Origin of the sequence: Streptomyces paromomycinus (genome assembly GCF_003865155.1) — a bacterium.
GTDB classification, from domain to species: domain Bacteria; phylum Actinomycetota; class Actinomycetes; order Streptomycetales; family Streptomycetaceae; genus Streptomyces; species Streptomyces chrestomyceticus.
Genome location: NZ_BHZD01000001.1, coordinates 3,398,284 through 3,417,508, shown reverse-complemented (window position 1 = coordinate 3,417,508; position 19,225 = coordinate 3,398,284). Strand labels below are relative to the sequence as shown.

Here is a 19,225-nt window from a genome sequence, read left to right as displayed (position 1 = left end):
TCCTCAGCGTACGCCCATGGTGGCGCTCAGTCGCTGTTATCGCCCCGGTCCGCCTCCAGCAGCAGGACCACGCCGCCGTTGTGCCGGTCGAAGGGGGAGCACAGGACGTTGCAGGTGATGGGGCGGCCGATCCGGTTGACGGCGGAGACCCGCGAGGGCGACGTCCGCTTGCCGGATTCCAGACACTTCTCCACGGCCGGGCGCAGCATCTCGGTGGGCAGCCCGAAGTCCAGCGAGAAGAACGGTTCGTCGATCACCTCGTCCGGGCGCAGGCCCCACATGTCCACCGCGCCGCGGTTCCAGCTCTTGACCTTCAGCTCCTTGTCGAGGACGACCACGCCCGCGGCGATGGAGGTGACGACCCCTTCGAGGAAGGCACGGGCCTCGTCCAGCTCCTCGGTGCGGGTGCGCATCTCCTCGTTCATCGTCTCCAGTTCCTCGTTGCCCGACTGGAGCTCTTCGTTGGTGGTCTCCAGCTCTTCGTTGGTCGACTGGAGTTCCTCGTTGGTGGTCTCCAGTTCCTCGATGCTCGACTGGAGCTCTTCGTTGGTGGTCTCCAGCTCCTCGTTGGTGGACTGGAGTTCCTCGTACGCCGTCTCCAGGTCCTCGCGGACCCGCTTGTTCTCCGACTTGAGCTGGGTGGCGACGGTGACGTCGGTGAAGGTGATGTTGGTGGCGGCCAGCAGTCCGTTGGAGCCCATCAGCGGCTGGATGAGGATGTCGAAGTACTGGATCTCCTCGCCGACCCGCCGCTCGGCGCCGTTGACCCGCAGGGTGCGGCGCTCGTGGGTGGCCTGCTCGATCAGCGAGCGCAGCTCGACGGGGCGGTAGGAGATCTCCAGGTCCTGGAAGGGCCGGCCGATGTCGTTGGAGGTCAGGCCGAACTGGGCCCGCGCCTGGCTGTTGATCAGCACCGCGGTGCCCTCGCCGTCGACCGCGATGGCCGGGGCGGGGTTGGCGTCCAGGATCAGGTCGCGCAGCTGCCGGCTGCGGGCGGCGGTGGTCAGTTTCTCGGTGCTTGTCCCGACCCGGATCTTCGCGGGCGTGGAGTGGTACGGCGGACCGGCGTCCCCGGGGCGCCGCCGGAAGGAGCGCTGGCGCATGCTGAGCACTTCGAACCGCTCGGCGTCGTTGAGCAGCATCTCGGCCTTGCCGAGGAAGAGGAAGCCGCGCTCGCGCAGGGCGAAGTGGAACCGGTCGATGATCTGCCGCTGCGCCTCGACGTTGAAGTACATCAGGGCGTTGCGGCAGACCAGCAGGTCCAGCCGGGAGATCGGGGCGTCGCGGGTGATGTCGTGCCGGCCGAAGATGACCCGGCGCCGCAGGTCGGTGCGGAAGTTGAAGCGGGTGCCGTTCTGCTCGAAGTAGGTGTCGCGCAGCTCGGGGGAGAGCGGCTCCAGCGCCTTGGCCGTGTACAGGCCGGAGCGGGCGTCGCGCAGCGCTTCCTCGTCCACGTCGGTGGCGTAGATCTTGACCCGGTTCAGGGCCTCCTCGACGCCCATCGCCTCGGCGAACATGATGGCGAGGGAGTACGCCTCCTCACCGCTGGAGCAGCCCGCGCTCCAGACCCGGATCTCCTCGTCGGCGGCGGTGTCCGCGAGCAGCTCGGGCACCACCTCGCGTTGCAGGAACGTCCAGGCGTCCGGGTCGCGGAAGAAGGACGTCACATTGATCAGGATGGTGTTGAAGAGCGCGTTGAACTCGTCGGCGTTCGTCTCCAGGCGGTCGCGGTAGTCCGCGTAGGTCTCGGTCTCCACATCCGCCATCCGCTTGCGGATGCGCCGGCCCAGCGACGAGCGCTTGTAGCCGGTGAAGTCGAATCCGCGGGCGTCCCTCAGGAAGCCGAGCAGCTGCTCCAGTTCCTCGTCCGTCTCGACATCCCGAGCTTGACCCATTACTGCCTCTTGGTCTCGACAAGACCGCGGATCACCGCGGCGATCTCTTCCAGGGGCAGCACGAAGTCCACCGAACCGGTGCCCACCGCTGCCTCTGGCATTCCCTTGAACTCGGCCGTACGGGGATCTTCCGCGATCACCGTGCCGCCGCGTGACGTGACGGCCTCCACCCCCATGGCGCCGTCGCTGCCGGTCCCGGTCAGCACACAGGCGATCGCCTGCGCCCCGTAGGCCCCGGCGACCGACTCGAAGAGCAGATCGGCGGAGGGACGCAGGAAGTGGACCAGTTCGCTCCCGGAGAGCGTCAGCGTACCTCCGGGGCCCACCAGAAGGTGCCGGTCGGGGGGTGCGATGTAGACCGTGCCGGGCCGGGCCCGCTCCTCGGCCTCGGCCAGCTTGACCCGCAGCGCGGTGCGCCGGGTGAGCACCTCGGCGATGATGGTGCGGTGGCGCGGGTCCAGGTGCTGGACCACCAGAACCGGAACCGAGAGGTCGGGTCCGAGGGCGCCGAGAATCTCGGTCAGGGCCTTGATGCCGCCCGCGGACGACGCGAGGGCCACGACCTCGTAGTGGTCCGCTGTGCTGCGGTCTGCCGTCACGTTCCGAGCCTATCGAAAGCCGGGCCCCGCGGCGGGTACGCGGACGTGCCAACGTGCGGAAACGGCCGCACCCGGCCCCTGGAAGCCGGTGGACGGCGCCCGCGCGGGCCGGGTACGGCGATGGTACGTACCGCAGCGGCCGCGCGCCCCGGTCGGGACGCACGGCCGCCGTGGCGCGGGGCGGGTCAGCCCTGCTTGGTCTCCCAGAAGATCTTGTCGATCTGGGCGATGTGGTCCAGGGCCTTCTGACCGGTCGCCGGGTCGTTGGAGCCCTTGGCGGCGCTCAGCGCCTTGAGGGTGTCGTTGACCAGCTGGTGCAGCTCCGGGTACTTCTCGAAGTGCGGCGGCTTGAAGTAGTCGCTCCACAGCACCGAGACGTGGTGCTTGGCCAGCTCGGCGCGCTGCTCCTTGATGAGGACGGCGCGGGTACGGAAGTCCGCGTCCTCGTTGGCCTGGTACTTCTCCTGGACGGCCTTGACCGACTCGGCCTCGATACGGGCCTGGGCCGGGTCGTACACGCCGCACGGCAGGTCGCAGTGGGCGCTGACCTTCACCTTGGGGGCGAACAGGCGGGAAAGCATGTTCAGTCCTTCCTCGTGATCGTCTTCTCAGGTGCGAGATTACTCGCCGGGGGAAGGCTTTTCTCGGGTGGCTCGGGGTCTTAGGGCAAAAGGCCGGTTCCGGGCCGGGTCTGATGGAGGATGGGACCGGTGACGGACGACCGGGCCGTGGTGGTCGCCGGGCCGGGACCGGGAGGTGTGACGGGGATGCCGGAGCGGGTGGAAGAGCGCGGGCCGGAGCAGGGTGAGGAGCACGGGCGGGAGCGCGGCGGACTGCTGCGGGCCTTCGGCCTGGCCGAGGTCTACAACCCGTCGATGGTGCCGACGCTGCGGCCCGGCGACCAGCTGGTGGTGCAGTACGGGGCGGTGGTGCGGGCGGGTGACGTGGTCGTCCTGCGGCACCCGTTCCGGCAGGACCTGCTGATCGTCAAACGGGCCGTCGAGCGGCGCGACGGCGGCTGGTGGGTCCAGGGGGACAATCCGTTCGTGGAGAACGACAGCCGCGAGTTCGGGGTGGTGCCCGACGAGCTGGTGATCGCGCGGGCCTGGGTGCGGGTGCGGCCGCCGCGCGGGGTTCAGCGCTCGCTGTCGGGCGCGCTGTCCTGGGCGGTCTCCGCGGTGCGTCCGGTACGGGCCGACCGCTCGCTGTCCAGGCGCTTGCGGGCCCGGTAGGCCGCGACGTTGGCGCGGGTCGCGCAGCGGTCCGAGCAGTAGCGCCGGGAGCGGTTGGTGGAGGTGTCGAGGTAGGCGTTGCGGCACGGGCGTGCCTGGCAGATGCCGAGCCGGTCGACGCCCAGCTCGGTGAGCTGGAAGGCCAGCCCCATGGAGGCGGTGGCGGTGTAGCCGGCGGTGGCGTTGGCCGCGTGGTCGGCGATGTGCAGGTGCCACTTGGGGCGCCCGTCCTCGTCGCGGAACTCGTGCCCGGAGACCTGCGGGCTGACGGGGAACTCCATCATCAGCGCGTTGAGCAGGTCCACCGCCCGTACCTCGTCGCCCTCGTCCGCCGCCTCGAAGACGGCGCGCAGCCGGGTCCGTACGCCGCGCAGGCGGGTCACGTCGCTCTCGTTGGCCCGGCGGGCCATCTGCTGGGCGGGCCCGAACAGCTCGCGGACGGCCTCGACCGAGGTCAGGGTGTCGCCGCCGCGCTCGGGCTGCTCGGTGTTGACCAGGCGAACGGCATAGTCCGAGTAATAGGCCAGTTCCACTTGTAGTCCTTACGGGCGCGGTCTAGTGTTCGTAATAGGTGTTGTTGCTACGAGGGTATTACGGCCTGGAGGTAACGGTATGACCGAGACTGTCGTCGGCACTGACTGGCAGGGCTGGCAGGACAGTTGGGACCGCCAGCAGGAGTGGTACATGCCGGACCGCGAGGAGCGGTTCCGCGTGATGCTCGACATGGTCGAGGCCCTGGTGGGCACCGAGCCCCGGGTGCTGGACCTGGCCTGCGGCACGGGCAGTATCTCCGACCGGCTGCTCAAGCGCTTTCCCAAGGCAGTCAGCGTGGGCGTGGACCTCGACCCGGCGCTGCTGGCCATCGCCGGCGGACACTTCGCGGGGGACGACCGGGTGACGTTCGTCCGCGCGGACCTCAAGGACCCCCGGTGGACCGAGGCCCTGCCGCACGACTCGTACGATGCCGTACTCACCGCCACGGCCCTGCACTGGATGCACACCGGGCCGCTGCGCGGGCTGTACGGGCAGCTCGGCGGGCTGGTCAGGGAGGGCGGCGTCTTCATGAACGCCGACCACATGCCCGAAGGGGACACTCCGCGCATCGACGCCGCCGAGCGCGCCTTCCGGCACGCGCGGCAGGACGCGGCCAAGGCGGCGGGCGCCCTGGACTGGAGCGCCTGGTGGGAGAAGGCCGCCGCCGACCCGGTGCTGGCCGGCCCGACCGCCGAGCGCTTCGAGATCTACGGTGAGCACGCCGACGGCGACACCCCTTCGGTGACGTGGCACTGCGAGGTGCTGCGCGAGTCGGGCTTCGGCGAGGCGCGCGCGGTGTGGCGCTCGCCGTCGGACGCGCTGGTCCTCGGACTGAAGTAGCGCGCGTACGGTTCGTCCGACGGCCGGGCGGTACGTACCGGGGCGCCTGCCGCGCCCGTACGTACCGCCCTTCGTATGTGCCGTACGGCCGTGCCCGCCGGGTCAGAGCACCTTCGACAGGAACGACTTGGTGCGCTCGTGCTGCGGCTTGCCCAGCACGTCGCGCGGGTGCCCGGACTCGACCACCACACCGTCGTCCATGAAGACCAGCGAGTCGCCGACCTCGCGCGCGAAGCCCATCTCGTGCGTGACGACGATCATCGTCATGCCGTCCGACGCCAGGTCCTTCATCACGTCCAGCACGTCGCCGACCAGCTCCGGGTCGAGCGCCGAGGTCGGCTCGTCGAAGAGCATCAGCTTCGGCTCCATGGCCAGCGCGCGGGCGATCGCGACGCGCTGCTGCTGGCCGCCGGAGAGCTGCGACGGGTAGTTGCCGGCCTTGTCGGCCAGGCCGACCCGGTCCAGCAGCTTGCCCGCGCGCTCCCGGGCGGTCGCCTTGGACTCGCCCTTGACCTGGACCGGCGCCTCCATGATGTTCTCCAGCGCCGTCATGTGCGGGAACAGGTTGAAGCGCTGGAAGACCATGCCGATGTCGCGGCGGCGCGCGGCCACCTCGCGGTCGCGCAGCTCGTACAGCTTGCCGTTGGCCTCCCGGTAGCCGACCAGCTCGCCGTCGACCGACAGCCGGCCGGCGTTGATCTTCTCCAGGTGGTTGATGCAGCGCAGGAACGTCGACTTGCCGGAACCGGACGGGCCGATCAGGCAGAACACCTCACGGGGCGCGACCTCCAGGTCGATGCCCTTGAGGATGTGGGCCGTGCCGAAGGACTTGTGGACGCCCTCGGCCTTGACCATGGGGGTGGACTTGCTGGTCATGCGGCACCTCCGGCCGACGAACGGGTGGCGCCGCCGGACAGCCGGGCCCGCAGCCGCTGGATCGGCGTGGGCGGCAGCTGGCGGCTTGCGCCGCGGGCGTAGTAGCGCTCCAGGTAGTACTGGCCGACGCTGAGCACCGAAGTGGCGATCAGGTACCAGACCGCGGCGAGGATGAGCATCTCCACCACGGGACCGGCGTCGCGGCCCACGTTCTGCGCCGACTGCAGCAGGTCGTAGTACTGCACCGCGATGACCAGCGAGGAGGTCTTGAGCATGTTGATGACCTCGTTGCCGGTCGGCGGCACGATCACCCGCATGGCCTGCGGCACGACGATCCGGCGCAGCGTCTTGCCGTGGCTCATGCCCAGCGCGTGCGCCGCCTCGGTCTGGCCCTCGTCGACGGCGAGCAGGCCGCCGCGGCAGATCTCCGCCATGTACGCCGCCTCGTTGAGGCCGAGGCCCAGCAGCGCGCACAGGAACGGGGTCATGAAGTCCGACCACTCGTCCTTGTAGATCGGCATGATGTCGATGTACTGGAAGACCAGGCCCAGGTTGAACCAGAGGAACAGCTGGACGTAGACCGGCGTGCCGCGGAAGAACCAGACGTAGAACCACGCGACCGTCGAGGTCACCGGGTTCTTCGACTGCCGCATCACGGCGAGGATCACACCCAGCACGATGCCGATGACCATCGACAGCACGGTGATCAGCAGCGTGTTGCGCAGACCCCGCAGGATGTCCGCGTTGAACATGTACTCGGGTATCGCGCCCCAGTTGACCTTGCCCGAGGCGAAGGCCCGCACGAGCAGGGCGAGCAGCGCGAGGACGACCAGCGCCGCGACCCAGCGCCCGTAGTGCCGGACGGGAATGGCCTTGATCGGCTCGGGAGCGGGCGGCGGGGCGTCCGCCGGCGGCTGGGCCGGCTTGTCGACGTCAACTGACACGGGTGTTGCCTTTCAGCGTTCGGCGGGAGGGACGGGCCGTGCGCGGCCGGGCGGGCACGCGGCGGAGGGAACTCGGGCAGGCGCTCAGCTGCCGCCGTTGAGCTTGACTTCCTTGACCGCGGCGTCCGTGACGTTCCACTTCTTGAGCACCTTGGCGTAGCTGCCCTTCTTGACGATGGCCTCCATGGCCGCCTTGAGGGCGTCGCGCAGCTTCGGGCTGTCCTTGGGCACCGCGATGCCGTACGGGGCGGCCTTGACCGGAGCGCCGCCGACCAGCTGGAAGTCGTTGCCGCCGCCGGAGGTCTTGACCGCGTACGCCGCGACCGGGTAGTCGCTGGAGACCGCGTCCACGCCGCCGGTGCGCAGCCGCGTCTGTGCCTCGGTGTCGTTGTCGAACGCCTCGATGGAGATCGCGTCCGTGCCGGACTCCTCGCACTTCTCGGACTGGTCCTTGGCCAGGTCGTGCGAGACGGTGCCGCGCTGCACCGCGATCTTCTTGCCGCACAGCGCTTCCCAGCCGTCGATCCCCTGGGTCTTGCCCTTCTGCGTGTAGATCGAGACGCCGACGTCGAGGTAGTCGATGAAGTCGACCCCGTCGCTGACCTTTTTGCCGGTGGAGCTGTCCACGCCCTGCTGGCGGTCCTTGGTGTCGGTCATCGCCGACATGGCGATGTCGTAGCGCTTGGACTTCATGCCGCCCATGAGGGTGTCGAAGGTGGCGTTGTTGAAGTTGAGCTTGACGCCCAACTCCTCGCCCAGCGCCTCGGCGAGGTCCGGGTCGATGCCGGTGACCTCGCCGTTGGTACGGAACTCCACCGGCTTGTAGCTGATGTCCGAACCGACCTGGATCATCGCCTTGTCCTGGATCTCCTGGGGCAGGAGCTTGAACAGCGGGGCGTCGGGGTTGCGGTTCTTGGCCGCCTCGCGCTTGGCGATCGCCGCGTCGGTCTGGTCGCCGCAGGCACTGAGCAGCAGCAGCGAGGCCGCGACCGCGGTCGCGGCGGCCACGGCTGAACGAGACCTGCCGGGGGCCGGGCGACGGGTGGGGCTTGCGGTCATGCTGATCCTCCTGCGGATGAGGGAGAAGCCGACTGAGCAGGGGCCGGGCACACACCTTCGGGCGTCGCGACCTCGTTCGGTGACGGAATCTTGCCATCCGGACACCGCTATCCGGACTGCCGTCCAGGTCAAAATCGGATAACGGACGGGGACGAAGCCGTACATCCCAGGTGTCCCTTGGGTGCTGCGCGCCAAGTGGCCGGCGGAAGGCCGGGCCGCACGGGCCCGCGTCTCGCAGTGCGGACAGCGCACGGGGGACTTCAACCGGTTCGCGGCGTTCGCCTCTGATGCCGTGGTTGTGACCTCAGAGGTGACCCATGGGTAACGAATCCGACTCGTCGGGGCGCACGCCCGTCCGGTAGAAAGGTTCGTTACACCCCTCATCCGGGGCTCAGGGCGCGCGTGCGGCGCGCCCGGCGTCCGTACCTCCCCCCGCGGGACGGCCATCCGTCGCGCAGGGCACGGACGCGGTGCCCGCCCACCCCTTGACCAGGGAGTGGACACCCTCAACTGATTGACGAACAAAGGGGTTGGACCAGTGACAGCCAAGACCGCCCAGGACCACGACGGCGGCAACACGCACAAGAACGCCGATACCGGCACGCACGCCCAGGGCACGCCCGGCTCCGGACCCGACGGCGGGGAGCAGTGCCAGGACCCCGCCTTCCTCCTGCACCGCGGCGGCAAGATGGCGATCCAGGCGACCGTCCCGGTGCGCGACAGCGAGGACCTCTCCCTCGCCTACACGCCCGGCGTCGCCAAGGTGTGCAGCGCCATCGCCGAAGAACCCGAGCTGGTGCACGACTACACCTGGAAGTCCCAGGTCGTGGCCGTCGTCACGGACGGCACCGCGGTGCTGGGCCTCGGTGACATCGGGGCCGAGGCGTCGCTGCCCGTGATGGAGGGCAAGGCGATCCTCTTCAAGCAGTTCGGCGGCGTGGACGCGGTGCCGATCGCCCTCGCGACGACCGACGCCGACGAGATCGTCGACACCGTCGTGCGGATGGCGCCGTCCTTCGGCGGCGTCAACCTGGAGGACATCTCCGCGCCCCGCTGCTTCGAGATCGAGCGCAAGATCCAGGAACGCCTGGACATTCCGGTCTTCCACGACGACCAGCACGGCACCGCCGTGGTCACGCTGGCCGCGCTGCGCAACGCCGCGCAGCTGACGAACCGTTCGCTCGGACAGCTGCGCGCCGTCATCTCCGGCGCCGGCGCGGCCGGGTTCGCCATCGCCAAGATCCTCGTCGAGGCGGGCATCGGTGACGTCGCGGTCTGCGACCGCAAGGGCATCGTCACCGCCGACCGCGACGAGCACATCACCGACGTCAAGCGCGAGCTGGCCTCCTTCACCAACAAGGCCGGACTGACCGGCTCCCTGGAGACGGCGCTGGACGGCGCGGACGTCTTCATCGGCGTCTCCGGCGGCACGGTGCCGGAGGAGGCGGTCTCCAAGATGGCGAAGGACGCGCTGATCTTCGCCATGGCCAACCCGAACCCGGAGATCCACCCGGACGTCGCGCACAAGTACGCGGCCGTCGTCGCCACCGGCCGCAGCGACTACCCCAACCAGATCAACAACGTGCTGGCCTTCCCCGGCATCTTCGCCGGCGCGCTCCAGGTGCGCGCCAGCCGGATCACCGAGGGCATGAAGCTGGCCGCCGCCGAGGCGCTGGCCTCGGTGGTCGCCGACGACCTGAGCGCCGAGTGCGTCATCCCGTCGCCGTTCGACGAGCGGGTCGCCCCGGCGGTGACCTCGGCCGTCGCGGCCGCCGCCCGCGCGGAGGGCGTCGCGCGCCGCTGACCCCGCGTCCGTGGGAAGGCCCCGTCTCCGGGCGGGGCCTTTTCGCTGCGCACTGCTCGGGCATCCGTACGACACCGACTTCCCCCTCGGCCCTGCCCGTCGGCCGCAGCGGGCGGCGCGGCGGCAGCTGCCCGCGCGAGGAGCCTGGCGGGGGCCAGACGCCAGGGGCCGGACGGCGGCGCGGCGCGTGTCACACCGCGGGCCGGTACCGCCCGGACCCCGAGCGCCCTACGTTGGGATCATGTTTGCTGCCTACGCCGCCCGCATCGACCGCGACCAGCCGCTGAACGGCCTCGAACTGGGGGAGCGTCCGGCCCCCGGCGCACGCCCCGGCTGGACGACCGTCAACGTCAAGGCCGCCTCCCTCAACCACCACGACCTGTGGTCGCTGCGCGGCGTGGGCCTGGGCGAGGAGGCGCTGCCGATGATCCTCGGCTGTGACGCGGCCGGCACCGACCAGGACGGCAACGAGGTCGTGCTGCACTCGGTGATCGGCCAGAGCGGCCACGGCGTCGGCCCGGACGAGCCGCGCTCGATCCTCACCGAGCGCTACCAGGGCACCTTCGCCGAACAGGTCACCGTCCCCGCCTGGAACGTGCTGCCCAAGCCGAAGGAACTGTCCTTCGCCGAGGCCGCGTGCCTGCCGACCGCCTGGCTGACCGCGTACCGGATGCTGTTCACCAACGCCGGGGTACGGCCCGGGGACAGCGTGCTCGTGCAGGGCGCGGGCGGCGGCGTGGCCACCGCGGCGATCGTGCTGGGCGCGGCGGCCGGGCTGCGGGTCTTCGCCACCAGCCGCAGCGCGGACAAGCGCGAGCGCGCCGTCGAACTGGGCGCCGAGGCCGCCCTGCCCAGCGGCGAGCGGCTGCCCGAGCGGGTGGACGCGGTGATCGAGACGGTCGGCGCCGCCACCTGGTCGCACTCGGTGAAGTCGCTCAAGCCCGGCGGCACGCTCGTCATCTCCGGCGCCACCTCCGGCTTCAACCCCGAGCGCACCGAACTCAACCGCATCTTCTTCCTGGAGCTGAAGGTCGTCGGCTCGACCATGGGCAGCAAGGACGAACTGGCCTCGCTGCTGAACTTCTGCGCGGCCAAGGGCGTCCGGCCCGTCATCGACACCACCCTGCCGCTGGACCGGGCGCGCGAGGGCTTCGCGAAGCTGGCCGAGGGCGAGATGTTCGGCAAGGTCGTCCTGACGGTCTGAGGCACGGGAGCGCGGGAGACACCGGGAGGGGCGGGACGGGTGCGGGTGCTGCGTGCGGCCGGGCGTACGGCGACGGCCTGGAGCAACGGCGGCGGGGTGACGCGGGAGATCGCCGCCGCGCCGCCCGGCGCGGGCTGGGACACCTTCGACTGGCGGGTGAGCCTGGCCGAAGTGGGCCGCGACGGCCCGTACTCCGCACTGCCCGGCGTGGACCGCGTCCTGACGGTGGCCGAGGGCGCCGGACTGGAACTGACCGTCGACGGCACCCGCCACGTCCTGCCCGGCCCGTACCGCCCGTTCGCCTTCCCCGGCGACGCCCCGGCCGGCTGCCGCCTCCTGGACGGGCCGGTCGTCAACTTCAACGTCATGCTGCGGCGCGGGCGTTCGACGGCGGTCGTGGAGATGGTGCGCGGGCGGTACGTCGCCGCGTCACGGCCGGGGGGCGCCGCGGAGACGCCCGGCGAGCGGCGGACGCGGCTGGTGGTCGCGCTGTCCGGCCGTACGCGGCTGGACGGACCGGACTGCCGCCGCAAGTGGCCGGCCGGGTCGGGCTCCGACCGCACCCTCACGCTGGAGCGGCACGACGCCGCGCTGCTGTCCGCGGACGCGGGCCTCTCGCTGCACACCGACGGGGTCACGGCCGTCGTCACCCTCACCGTACGGGCGGCGGGACCTGCGCGGTGTCCGTGACCGGGGTGCCGGTCGCGCCGGCGCGGCGCAGGGTGTGCCGCGCGTGGGCGGTGAAGGCGTCGGTGGCGGGGTGCGTGGCCGTGCGGGGGCGGGCCAGCAGGACCGTGACCGGGCCGGCGTCGGTGATCGGTACGTAACGGACGCCCGGGTGCGGATGGCTGTGCACGGTGGCCTCGGCCGTCACCCCGGCCGCCGCCCCGGTCGCGATCATGGTCAGCCACTCGTCGACGTTGGCGACCTCGAACGTGCTGCGCGGACGCTGCCCGGCGGGCCACAGCGCGGCGCTGGTGGTGCACGCGGTGGCGCACAGGGCGATGGCGTGGTGCGTCAGGTCGGCCAGCGAGACCGCCGCCTCCCCGGCCAGCGGGTCGCTCTCGCACAGGGCGGCGATCCGGCGCTCGCGGTACAGCGCCACGGTGTCCAGCACCCCGTCGTCCGCCGGGACCGTCCGCAGGAAGGCGAGATCGACGGTGCCACGGCGCAGCGCCGCCTCCGCGTCGTCGAGCCGGTGCACCTCGACGGGCTCGCCGGGACGCCCCTCCCGCCACTCGCGCAGCAGCGGCACGGTGTGCCGGCCGAGCGCGGCCCAGGCGAAGCCGACGCGCAGCGGGCGCGGCCCGGACACCGCCTCGGCGAGCGCGTCGTCGAGCTGGGCGAGGATGCGGTGGGCGTGCTCGTGCAGCCGCCGGCCCGCCGGGGTGAGCCGCAGCCGGCGGGTGGTCCGCTCGACCAGTGAGGTGCCCAGGCGGCTCTCCAGCTGGTCCAGGATGCGCGAGAGCGCGGGCTGGCTGACACGCAGGACCGCCGCCGCGCCGGTGATCGTGCCCTCGTCCCCGATGGCGGCCAGCGCCCGCAGATGCCGCAACTCCACGTTCACCGTGCGCCTCCGTCCTCGGTACGGCCGGACCGCCCGTCCAGGAGCCGCACACCACCCATGTCCCCCGAGCATAAATCCCGTACGGAAGGCATTTCCCTCCCCGCACGGCCCGTCCTAGCGTCGGCGGCATGAGGATTCTGCTGATCGGCGCGACCGGAAAGCTGGGCGCCGCCGTACACGAGACGCTGGCCGGACGCGGCCACGAGATCATCACCGTCGGCCGCGGCGGCGGCGACCTGCGGCTGGACATCTCCGACCCGGCGCAGGTCACCGAGGCCTACGACCGGGCCGCCGAACGGGCCGGAACCCTGGACGCGGTGGTGAGCGCGGCCGGCGACACCCCGTTCAAGCCGGTCGCCGAGATGGCCGCGGAGGACTACGCGGCGGGCTTCCGCGGCAAGGTGCTCAGTCAGATCGAGCTGGTGCGCCAGGGCACCGCCCGCATCGCCGGGCGCGGCTCCTTCACCCTGATCACCGGGGTGCTCTCCCGCGACCCCGTCCCCACCGGCAGCGCGGCGGCGATGGCCAACGGCGCGGTGGAGGCGTTCGTACGGGCCGCCGCGCTCGACATCGCGCCGCAGCGGGTGAACGCCGTGAGTCCGACCGTGGTCACCGAATCCCTCGCGGATTACGGGGACTTCTTCCCCGGCGTCAAGCCGGTCGACCTGGCGCAGGTGGCCGCGGCGTACGTGCGGTCGGTCGAGGGCGGACAGACCGGGCAGGTCTACGAGCCGGTGTGACGGCCGGGCGGCGGGCGCGGGCGCGGACGGGGGCGCTCAGCCCGTGTGCGTGCCCGCGTGGGCGCGGGCGGACCCGGCGTCGCGCTCGCGGGCGAGTGCCTTCTGGCGCCCCTTGTCCAGTACGGCGAGCAGGGCGACGGCGACGACGATCGCCGCGCCGGAGGCGACGAAGTTCCACGGCGCGTCGAGGTAGTTGACGGGCCGCATGGGGTGGCCGTGGTCGTCGCCGATGATCCGGTAGAGGATGGCCGCCGGGCCCTCCCAGAAGCCCGCGGTGAACACCAGGATGGACAGCAGTCGGTACCAGGCTTCATGCATGGTCGTCTCCCCGTTCCGTGACGGTATTGCTCCGTTCGTGGGTACGACCGTATCAAAAATTCGCCCGCACTGCCTTGACGTATCCTGGCTCGTCTGATATTCGTCACGCTTTTTTGGGGGCGCGGTACGCTCTGTGTGTGCGTGACGAAAAGACGGCCGAGTGCCGGATCTGCGGTGCCGGGCTGCCCGAGGCGGTCCGCGGCCGCCCGCCCGCGTACTGTTCGCGGAGCTGCCAGGCGAAGGCGTACCGGCGGCGCAAGAAGGCGGCCCGTGCGGCCGGGGAGGAGCGCCCCGAGCACGTGGCGCCCGATCCCGCAGCTACTCCTCCGCCGTCCGCCGGCGGCGCGCGGGAGCGGCGGCGCCGTGAGGTCGCCGAAGCCGTCTGGCGGATCGCGGCCGCCCGCGGTCTGGAGTCGGCGAGCATGCGCGAGGTCGCGGCGGAGGCGGGGGTGTCGCTGCGGGTGGTGCAGTACTACTTCGGCAGCAAGCACCGACTGCTGGTCGAGTCGCTGCGCCTGCTGCACGAAGAGAACGACCGTCGCGCCCGCGCGCGCATGGCGGAGCTGCACGACGCCGGTGAGCTGCGGGCCGTACTGCGCGCCGTACTGGTCGAGTTCCTGCCGCTGGACGCGCAACGCGCCCTCGCGCTGCGCGTGTTCACGGCGTACTTCGTCCGCAGCCTGACCGACCCGGCGATGGCCGAGGTCTTCCTGCACGGCGAGCAGGCGGTGGAGTCCCTGGTCGCCACCCTGATCCGGGAGGCCGGCGGCGTACGGCCCGGCGTCGATCCCGCGCGCGAGGCGGACCTGCTGGTGTCGGGCGTCTCCGGACTGGGCCTCGACGTGCTGCACGGGCGCCGCACGATGGCGGAGGTCCAGCGCACCATCGACTATCACCTCGACCGGATCTTCGTCTGAGTGGGGCGGGGTGTGGGTCGGGGGTGTCCGGGGTGTCGTCCGGGCGTCCGCCGAGTGGCGTAGTGGGGGCTGCGTCCCTACGGGGGCACCTCGGGCCGTCGGATGCCGGGAATCGGCTCGTCGACATGGACGACGGCGGCGGGGCGCCGATGGCGGGCCCGTTCCCGGTACGCGTCGTCGTCCGTCCACGGGTGGCGAGCGGGCGTTCAGTCGTCAACTGCCGTTGACACAGCCCGGTGCGTCAACCTAAATTGACATCATGAGCGAAGCAACGAAGCTCGCCGAGCGGGCGGGCGACCAGGACCCCCGGATCGGCCTGCGTGCGGTGGCCGCGCTCCGCCGGCTGCTGGAGCAGCTGGAAGCCGTACAGGTGCGCAGTGCCCGCGTGAAGGGCTGGTCGTGGCAGGACATCGCCGCCGAGCTGGGTGTCAGCCGGCAGGCGGTCCACAAGAAGTACGGGAGGCGTTGATGTTCGAACGGTTCACGGCGAGCGCCCGCGACGTGGTGCGCGGCGCTCCCGCCTACGCGGTACGGCCGGGCCCCGGCACGGTCGGCGAGGGCGAACTGCTGCTCGCCCTGCTGGACGGCCGGGGCTCCCCGGGCGCCGAGGCGCTCGCCGCCCTCGGGGTGCGCGAGCGCCGGGCGTCCGTGGAGCGGTCGCTGGACCAGGCCCGCCGGCGGGGCGGCCTGACGGCCGCCGACGCGGAGGCGCTGGCCGGGCTCGGCATCGACGTGACGGAGGTCGTCACCCGGGTGGAACGGGCGCACGGCGCCGGAGCGCTGGACTCCGCCTCCGTACCGAAGGGGCGCCGCGGGCGCTCGTTGCGCGGACCGTTCCGTCCGGAGGCCAAGGCCGTACTGGAACGGTCGTTGCGCGTCGCGCTCGGCCGCGGCGACAAGCACATCGGCGACGAACACCTGCTGCTCGCCATGGTGACCGGTCCGGGCCTCGCCGCGTCCGTGCTGGCCGAACACGGCGTCGAGCACGCCGATGTCGTACGGGCGCTGGGGGAGCGGGCCGCGGCGGGGTGAGGGGGCCGCCGTGGTGGCGTGACGGACGGGGGTGGTCCGGGCGTGGAGCGGGCGCCGAAAGGCCGCCGCACGCTACGGGTACGCGACCTTCACCGCCCCGATCCCCGACGTGCCGTGCCGCGGCAGCAGCCCGGCCTCGGAGACCGCGCCCAGCAGCGGGTTGAGCAGCTGGGCGAGCCGTTCCGCGCGGGACCGGCCCAGCGCCCGCCAGGGCCCGGCGGCCAGCCGGTCCGTCATGCGCTCGACGTCGTCCCGGCCCTCGCGCGCCCGGTCCGTCGGCCGCCCGGCCGGGTCGATCCAGCCGCGCGCGGCGAGCCGGTCGTGCGCGGCGCTCCACTCCTGCGACGTCCAGCCGCGCCCCTTGAAGTTGGCCTTCGGCACGGCGCCGATCGCGGCGAACGACACCAAAGCCTCGCACGGTTCGAGGTCGTAGGTCAGCAGAGCCGCCAGATGCCCGTCGCCGCGGTGCTCGCGCAGCACCGTGATGGCGTGCCAGAGCGCCAGGTGCGGGGCGTCCGGCCAGGGCAGGTCGCGGTTGGCGGCGGCCAGCGGGCGGGCGGCCGTCGAGGCGTTCTCGGCGGCCTGCCGGGCCAGCCCGGCCGCCTCGGCGAGCTGCGCGGCGGACATCCCGGCGGCTCTCGTCAGACCGGTCATTATGCGGTCCACCGCCTGCATCCGGGCGTCCAGGACCTTGCCGGGCGCCGCCGTCGACCAGATCGCCGGCACGTACCGGGCGATCATCCGCGGACTGAAGCTGTAGAACGTCGCGGCCACCAGCTCGGGACCCGCCGCACCGAGCGGCGCCGTGCGCCAGGCGAAGTAGCTGGGCCAGCGGGAATCGGTGTCGTAACCGAGTGCCGCCGCCTCCTCGAACGCTTCGGGTGCGAAGTAGACAATGGCGTGGACGGGCTCCAGCTGGCGCCACATCCGGCGGGCCACGGCAGGGTATTCCGACATCGCTTACCTCTTGGCCTTCAAGATCCGTTCAGACAGGGAGAGTTGACTGTAAGGGCGGACACGGCCACAGGTCTGCGATTTCCTACGGCAGATCCCGTCGTCGGGCAAAAAGCCGTGCGAGGGTCTGAGTTCCCCGATTACGGGCGGTGAATCCAGACCCCCGCAGACAACTCTGCGTGACGGACGGGCGATCGGCCGGAGCGGTCAGTGCGGTGGTTCCTGCCCGGCCGCATATGCCTCCGGGTCACGCAGCAGTGCTCCGACGTGCGCAGCAGTCGAAGACAGACGGCGGCGTACGTCCGTCAACTGCTCGGCGCTGACGCCGTGGTCGCGCGCCGCGTCCCGCAGGTCGTCCCGGAAGCGGTCCAGCAGCCGGTCGAAGTCCCGGGCCGGGTCGCCGGACCCGGGCTCGGACGCCCACGCGGGCTCGGCGGGCGCACCGCCGCCGGGCTCCGTCCGGGCCGCCCGCGAGCCGCCTGTCCCGTCGGCTCCCGCCGCCGCGTCTTCCTTGGTGAGACCGGTACCTGACGCGTCCGCCGGGCCCTGCCCGCGCGCGCCGCCGGGACGGTCCGCGTCCGCCGGTCCGCCCTCGGCCGGCTCCGGTCCGGCGCCGAAGCGGCCCATCTCGCGCGAGACTTCCGACAGCGCCTCGCGCAGCGCCCCCGCCCAGTCCCCGGTGCGTACGTGCTCCTGGGCCTGTTCCTGTACGCGCTTGATGGCCTGCTGCACCTCGTCCCGTACGAACGACTGCGCGTCCCGGGCCTGTTTGCGGGCCCGCTGCGCGTCCTGCTTCGCGCGCCGGCTCTCCTCCTTGGCCCGCCGTGCCTGTTCCTTCCACTCCTCCTTGGCGCGCCGGAACTCCTCCTTCGCCTGCCGCCAGCCCTCCTTGTCGCCGAAGCGGCCCTCGAAGTACTCGGCGGCGTCCGGGAATCCGTGCTCCGCGCCGCTGTCCCCGGCGGCACTCCGCCGGCCCTCGCGGGCCTGCTGCGCCGCCTCGCGCATCTCGCGGCGCAGGTTCCGCGCCGAGCCGCTCACGTCCTCCCGGATGTCGGAGGCCAGCGCCGCGACCGACTCCCGGATCTCCAGCTCCAGGTCGGCCAGTTCACCGCCCCGGTCGGCCAGTTCGGCGCGGCCGGCCGCGGTGATCGCGTAGACCTTGCGGCCGCCCTCGCTGGTATGGGTGACCAGGCCCTCGGCCGCCAGTTTGGCCAGCCGCGGGTAGACCGTCCCGGCGGACGGCGCGTAGAGGCCCTGGAAGCGTTCCTCCAGGAGCCGGATGATCTCGTAACCGTGCCGCGGGGCCTCGTCCAGCAGCTTGAGGAGGTAGAGGCGGAGGCGGCCGTGGGCGAAGACGGGGGGCATGGCGTTCAGAGCACCTTCTTGTCGGCCTGGTCGGCGCGGTCGGCGGGGGAGTCCTCAGGGGCCTCGGACGGTGGGCGGCGCAGGAGGGCCAGGCCTCCGGAGACCGTGGTGACCTTCAGTGTGCCGTTGCCCGAGCCGAGCCGGCCCGTGATCCGCTTGGCCCCCCACCGGCCGCTGACCCGCAGCTCCTCGAAGGCGTTGGCGACCGTGCCGCTGGTGGTGTTCGCGTCGACCCGGGTGTCGCCCGGCGCGGGCAGCCGGATGGCGACCTCGCCGGAGACGGTGGACAGCCGCACGTCCGCGCCCGCGGCCGCCGGATCGAGGTCCAGGGCCAGGTCGCCGCTGACCGACTCGGCCCGTACGGAGCCGCCGGAGCCCTCCAGGAGCGTCAGGCCGCCGGAGACGGAGTGGAAGCTCAGGTCCCCCGTGACGGCCTGCCCCTCGACCCCGCCCGACACGGTCTCGGCGCGCACCGGGCCGGTCAGGCCGACCAGGGTGCTGTCGCCGCTGACGCCGCGCAGCTCCGTACGCCCGGAGATCCCCGAGAGCACCGCGCTCGCGCCCACCGTGCCGACCCCGACGCGGGTCGCGGCGGGCACGGTGACCGAGACGACCGCGGTACGCCGCCAGGCCCCCCGGTCGATCATTTTCAGCAGGCCCTTCCAGGGCAGGTCCTCGTACGTGACGGTGAGCGTCCCCGCCTCCCGCCGGACGGTCAGCGGCGGCCCGGAGACCTCGCTGATCTCCACCCGCGCCGCGCCGCCGTCCGTCGTACCGACGACGTTGACGGTCCCGCCGGCCACCCGCACCTCCAGTGCGGTGACGGCCCCCTCGATCTCCAGCATGCACGGCTCGCAGACCGACCACTCTTCCCGTTCCGGCATGTCCTGGCCTCCCTGGCATGACGACACGCAACATATCGCGTCTCTACCGACACGATATATCGCGCCCGGCGTCCTTTCCAAGGGCGGCGCTCCGGATACCGCGGCAGCGCCGCAGCGGCGCCGCGGCACGCAAAAGCGCCCGGCCGGGACGGCGGGAAGACCGCCGGCCGGCCGGGCTCGGGCACGCACCGCGCCGCACGCGGTGCCGGGTCAGTCGTCGTCCTCGTCGTCCAGCCGCGCCAGCCAGGTGGCCAGCCGCTCGACGGGGACCTCGAAGTCGGGGTTGAGGTCGACAAAGGTCCGCAGCTGTTCGGCGACCCAGCCGAGGGTGACCTCCTCCTCGCCGCGCCGGCTCTCCAGCTCCTCGATACCGCGATCCGTGAAATACACGCGCTCTCCACCAGGTTTTCGGGACGTACCCGGCCAGGATAGGCAGGCGTCGCGACCCCTCGCGTCACTCG

General features: G+C 71.9%; 22 protein-coding genes. 9 read left to right on the top strand and 13 right to left on the bottom strand.

Translation table 11 applies throughout. The annotated features are described in order from the left end of the window. Window positions 1-26 precede the first annotated feature (26 nt). From OEIGOIKO_RS13805 to sodN, 3 genes are all read right to left on the bottom strand, one after another. A complete protein-coding gene (locus tag OEIGOIKO_RS13805) occupies window positions 27-1,895 on the bottom strand; it encodes a CheR family methyltransferase (RefSeq protein WP_125054302.1) in 1,869 nt (622 codons plus the stop codon). After that, window positions 1,895-2,494, bottom strand: a complete 600-nt coding sequence (locus tag OEIGOIKO_RS13800) for a chemotaxis protein CheB (protein ID WP_125054301.1) — start codon at window positions 2,492-2,494, stop codon at window positions 1,895-1,897. The genes OEIGOIKO_RS13805 and OEIGOIKO_RS13800 overlap by 1 nt, the downstream gene beginning before the upstream one ends. A 185-nt stretch (window positions 2,495-2,679) precedes the next feature. After that, window positions 2,680-3,075 carry a superoxide dismutase, Ni gene (gene sodN, locus OEIGOIKO_RS13795; protein ID WP_125054300.1) on the bottom strand — a complete coding sequence of 132 codons (396 nt, stop codon included), beginning with the start codon at window positions 3,073-3,075 and terminating at the stop codon, window positions 2,680-2,682. 186 nt (window positions 3,076-3,261) lie between these two features. On the opposite strand from sodN, the gene sodX reads away from it, so the two are divergent. Continuing rightward, window positions 3,262-3,726, top strand: a complete 465-nt coding sequence (gene sodX / locus OEIGOIKO_RS13790) for a nickel-type superoxide dismutase maturation protease (protein WP_032926229.1) — start codon at window positions 3,262-3,264, stop codon at window positions 3,724-3,726. Here the strand turns inward: sodX and OEIGOIKO_RS13785 are convergent. Then, window positions 3,630-4,259: a CGNR zinc finger domain-containing protein gene (locus tag OEIGOIKO_RS13785; protein WP_031001212.1), complete on the bottom strand. Its 630-nt coding sequence runs from the start codon at window positions 4,257-4,259 to the stop codon at window positions 3,630-3,632. The two genes, sodX and OEIGOIKO_RS13785, sit on opposite strands and share 97 nt — an antisense overlap. Before the next feature lie 79 nt (window positions 4,260-4,338). Here OEIGOIKO_RS13785 and OEIGOIKO_RS13780 point away from each other — a divergent pair, with 79 nt between their 5' ends. Further along, on the top strand, window positions 4,339-5,100 hold the full coding sequence (locus tag OEIGOIKO_RS13780) for a class I SAM-dependent methyltransferase (RefSeq protein WP_125054299.1): 762 nt from the start codon (window positions 4,339-4,341) through the stop codon (window positions 5,098-5,100). Window positions 5,101-5,202: 102 nt separating this feature from the next. On the opposite strand, the gene OEIGOIKO_RS13775 is transcribed toward OEIGOIKO_RS13780, so the two are convergent. The 3 genes from OEIGOIKO_RS13775 to OEIGOIKO_RS13765 form a co-directional block, all read right to left on the bottom strand. Then, on the bottom strand, window positions 5,203-5,955 hold the full coding sequence (locus OEIGOIKO_RS13775) for an amino acid ABC transporter ATP-binding protein (RefSeq protein ID WP_078623906.1): 753 nt from the start codon (window positions 5,953-5,955) through the stop codon (window positions 5,203-5,205). A gap of 17 nt (window positions 5,956-5,972) precedes the next feature. After that, window positions 5,973-6,920: an amino acid ABC transporter permease gene (locus OEIGOIKO_RS13770; RefSeq protein ID WP_125054298.1), complete on the bottom strand. Its 948-nt coding sequence runs from the start codon at window positions 6,918-6,920 to the stop codon at window positions 5,973-5,975. A gap of 84 nt (window positions 6,921-7,004) precedes the next feature. Then, the gene (locus OEIGOIKO_RS13765) at window positions 7,005-7,979 is read right to left on the bottom strand and encodes an ABC transporter substrate-binding protein (protein ID WP_125054297.1); all 975 of its coding nucleotides are present in this window, start codon (window positions 7,977-7,979) and stop codon (window positions 7,005-7,007) included. A gap of 538 nt (window positions 7,980-8,517) precedes the next feature. On the opposite strand from OEIGOIKO_RS13765, the gene OEIGOIKO_RS13760 reads away from it, so the two are divergent. From OEIGOIKO_RS13760 to OEIGOIKO_RS13750, 3 genes are all read left to right on the top strand, one after another. Then, a complete protein-coding gene (locus tag OEIGOIKO_RS13760) occupies window positions 8,518-9,783 on the top strand; it encodes an NAD(P)-dependent malic enzyme (RefSeq protein WP_125054296.1) in 1,266 nt (421 codons plus the stop codon). A 241-nt stretch (window positions 9,784-10,024) separates the two neighbouring features. Beyond that, on the top strand, window positions 10,025-10,987 hold the full coding sequence (locus tag OEIGOIKO_RS13755) for a zinc-binding dehydrogenase (RefSeq protein WP_125054295.1): 963 nt from the start codon (window positions 10,025-10,027) through the stop codon (window positions 10,985-10,987). Between the two features lie 39 nt (window positions 10,988-11,026). Further along, on the top strand, window positions 11,027-11,677 hold the full coding sequence (locus tag OEIGOIKO_RS13750; protein ID WP_125054294.1) for a HutD/Ves family protein: 651 nt from the start codon (window positions 11,027-11,029) through the stop codon (window positions 11,675-11,677). Here the strand turns inward: OEIGOIKO_RS13750 and OEIGOIKO_RS13745 are convergent. Next, on the bottom strand, window positions 11,640-12,554 hold the full coding sequence (locus tag OEIGOIKO_RS13745) for a LysR family transcriptional regulator (protein WP_125054293.1): 915 nt from the start codon (window positions 12,552-12,554) through the stop codon (window positions 11,640-11,642). The genes OEIGOIKO_RS13750 and OEIGOIKO_RS13745 overlap by 38 nt on opposite strands. A 128-nt stretch (window positions 12,555-12,682) precedes the next feature. Between OEIGOIKO_RS13745 and OEIGOIKO_RS13740 the strand changes: the two genes are divergently transcribed. Further along, window positions 12,683-13,294 (top strand): short chain dehydrogenase, encoded by a 612-nt coding sequence (locus tag OEIGOIKO_RS13740; RefSeq protein ID WP_125054292.1) that lies wholly within the window; start codon window positions 12,683-12,685, stop codon window positions 13,292-13,294. A 36-nt stretch (window positions 13,295-13,330) separates the two neighbouring features. Here OEIGOIKO_RS13740 and OEIGOIKO_RS13735 read toward each other — a convergent pair whose 3' ends face one another. Next, window positions 13,331-13,612: a hypothetical protein gene (locus OEIGOIKO_RS13735; protein WP_125054291.1), complete on the bottom strand. Its 282-nt coding sequence runs from the start codon at window positions 13,610-13,612 to the stop codon at window positions 13,331-13,333. A gap of 137 nt (window positions 13,613-13,749) precedes the next feature. Between OEIGOIKO_RS13735 and OEIGOIKO_RS13730 the strand changes: the two genes are divergently transcribed. From OEIGOIKO_RS13730 to OEIGOIKO_RS13715, 3 genes are all read left to right on the top strand, one after another. Further along, on the top strand, window positions 13,750-14,529 hold the full coding sequence (locus OEIGOIKO_RS13730) for a TetR/AcrR family transcriptional regulator (RefSeq protein WP_246177333.1): 780 nt from the start codon (window positions 13,750-13,752) through the stop codon (window positions 14,527-14,529). Window positions 14,530-14,788: 259 nt separating this feature from the next. Continuing rightward, window positions 14,789-14,998 (top strand): RNA polymerase sigma factor sigma-70 region 4 domain-containing protein, encoded by a 210-nt coding sequence (locus OEIGOIKO_RS13720; protein ID WP_031001233.1) that lies wholly within the window; start codon window positions 14,789-14,791, stop codon window positions 14,996-14,998. Beyond that, a complete protein-coding gene (locus tag OEIGOIKO_RS13715) occupies window positions 14,998-15,561 on the top strand; it encodes a Clp protease N-terminal domain-containing protein (protein WP_125054290.1) in 564 nt (187 codons plus the stop codon). The genes OEIGOIKO_RS13720 and OEIGOIKO_RS13715 overlap by 1 nt, the downstream gene beginning before the upstream one ends. A 72-nt stretch (window positions 15,562-15,633) precedes the next feature. Here OEIGOIKO_RS13715 and OEIGOIKO_RS13710 read toward each other — a convergent pair whose 3' ends face one another. The 4 genes from OEIGOIKO_RS13710 to OEIGOIKO_RS13695 all read right to left on the bottom strand — a co-directional run bounded on the left by OEIGOIKO_RS13710 (window position 15,634) and on the right by OEIGOIKO_RS13695 (window position 19,154). Beyond that, a complete protein-coding gene (locus tag OEIGOIKO_RS13710; protein ID WP_125054289.1) occupies window positions 15,634-16,518 on the bottom strand; it encodes an SCO6745 family protein in 885 nt (294 codons plus the stop codon). A gap of 204 nt (window positions 16,519-16,722) precedes the next feature. Then, complete coding sequence (locus tag OEIGOIKO_RS13705; protein WP_125054288.1) at window positions 16,723-17,880, bottom strand: PadR family transcriptional regulator; 1,158 nt, start codon at window positions 17,878-17,880, stop codon at window positions 16,723-16,725. Between the two features lie 5 nt (window positions 17,881-17,885). Then, the gene (locus OEIGOIKO_RS13700) at window positions 17,886-18,764 is read right to left on the bottom strand and encodes a DUF4097 family beta strand repeat-containing protein (protein WP_125054287.1); all 879 of its coding nucleotides are present in this window, start codon (window positions 18,762-18,764) and stop codon (window positions 17,886-17,888) included. Window positions 18,765-18,974: 210 nt separating this feature from the next. Continuing rightward, window positions 18,975-19,154: a DUF6104 family protein gene (locus tag OEIGOIKO_RS13695; RefSeq protein WP_030017204.1), complete on the bottom strand. Its 180-nt coding sequence runs from the start codon at window positions 19,152-19,154 to the stop codon at window positions 18,975-18,977. Between the last annotated feature and the right edge of the window lie 71 nt (window positions 19,155-19,225).

Bases quoted from the DNA above. Each gene is read 5' to 3' on its own strand.
- OEIGOIKO_RS13715 (WP_125054290.1), top strand. From the start codon at position 14,998: ATGTTCGAACGGTTCACGGCGAGCGCCCGCGACGTGGTGCGCGGCGCT.
- OEIGOIKO_RS13705 (WP_125054288.1), bottom strand. From the start codon at position 17,880: ATGCCCCCCGTCTTCGCCCACGGCCGCCTCCGCCTCTACCTCCTCAAG.
- OEIGOIKO_RS13700 (WP_125054287.1), bottom strand. From the start codon at position 18,764: ATGCCGGAACGGGAAGAGTGGTCGGTCTGCGAGCCGTGCATGCTGGAG.
- OEIGOIKO_RS13780 (WP_125054299.1), top strand. From the start codon at position 4,339: ATGACCGAGACTGTCGTCGGCACTGACTGGCAGGGCTGGCAGGACAGT.
- OEIGOIKO_RS13740 (WP_125054292.1), top strand. From the start codon at position 12,683: ATGAGGATTCTGCTGATCGGCGCGACCGGAAAGCTGGGCGCCGCCGTA.
- sodN (WP_125054300.1), bottom strand. From the start codon at position 3,075: ATGCTTTCCCGCCTGTTCGCCCCCAAGGTGAAGGTCAGCGCCCACTGC.
- sodX (WP_032926229.1), top strand. From the start codon at position 3,262: ATGCCGGAGCGGGTGGAAGAGCGCGGGCCGGAGCAGGGTGAGGAGCAC.
- OEIGOIKO_RS13720 (WP_031001233.1), top strand. From the start codon at position 14,789: ATGAGCGAAGCAACGAAGCTCGCCGAGCGGGCGGGCGACCAGGACCCC.
- OEIGOIKO_RS13735 (WP_125054291.1), bottom strand. From the start codon at position 13,612: ATGCATGAAGCCTGGTACCGACTGCTGTCCATCCTGGTGTTCACCGCG.
- OEIGOIKO_RS13775 (WP_078623906.1), bottom strand. From the start codon at position 5,955: ATGGTCAAGGCCGAGGGCGTCCACAAGTCCTTCGGCACGGCCCACATC.
- OEIGOIKO_RS13805 (WP_125054302.1), bottom strand. From the start codon at position 1,895: ATGGGTCAAGCTCGGGATGTCGAGACGGACGAGGAACTGGAGCAGCTG.
- OEIGOIKO_RS13710 (WP_125054289.1), bottom strand. From the start codon at position 16,518: ATGTCGGAATACCCTGCCGTGGCCCGCCGGATGTGGCGCCAGCTGGAG.
- OEIGOIKO_RS13755 (WP_125054295.1), top strand. From the start codon at position 10,025: ATGTTTGCTGCCTACGCCGCCCGCATCGACCGCGACCAGCCGCTGAAC.
- OEIGOIKO_RS13765 (WP_125054297.1), bottom strand. From the start codon at position 7,979: ATGACCGCAAGCCCCACCCGTCGCCCGGCCCCCGGCAGGTCTCGTTCA.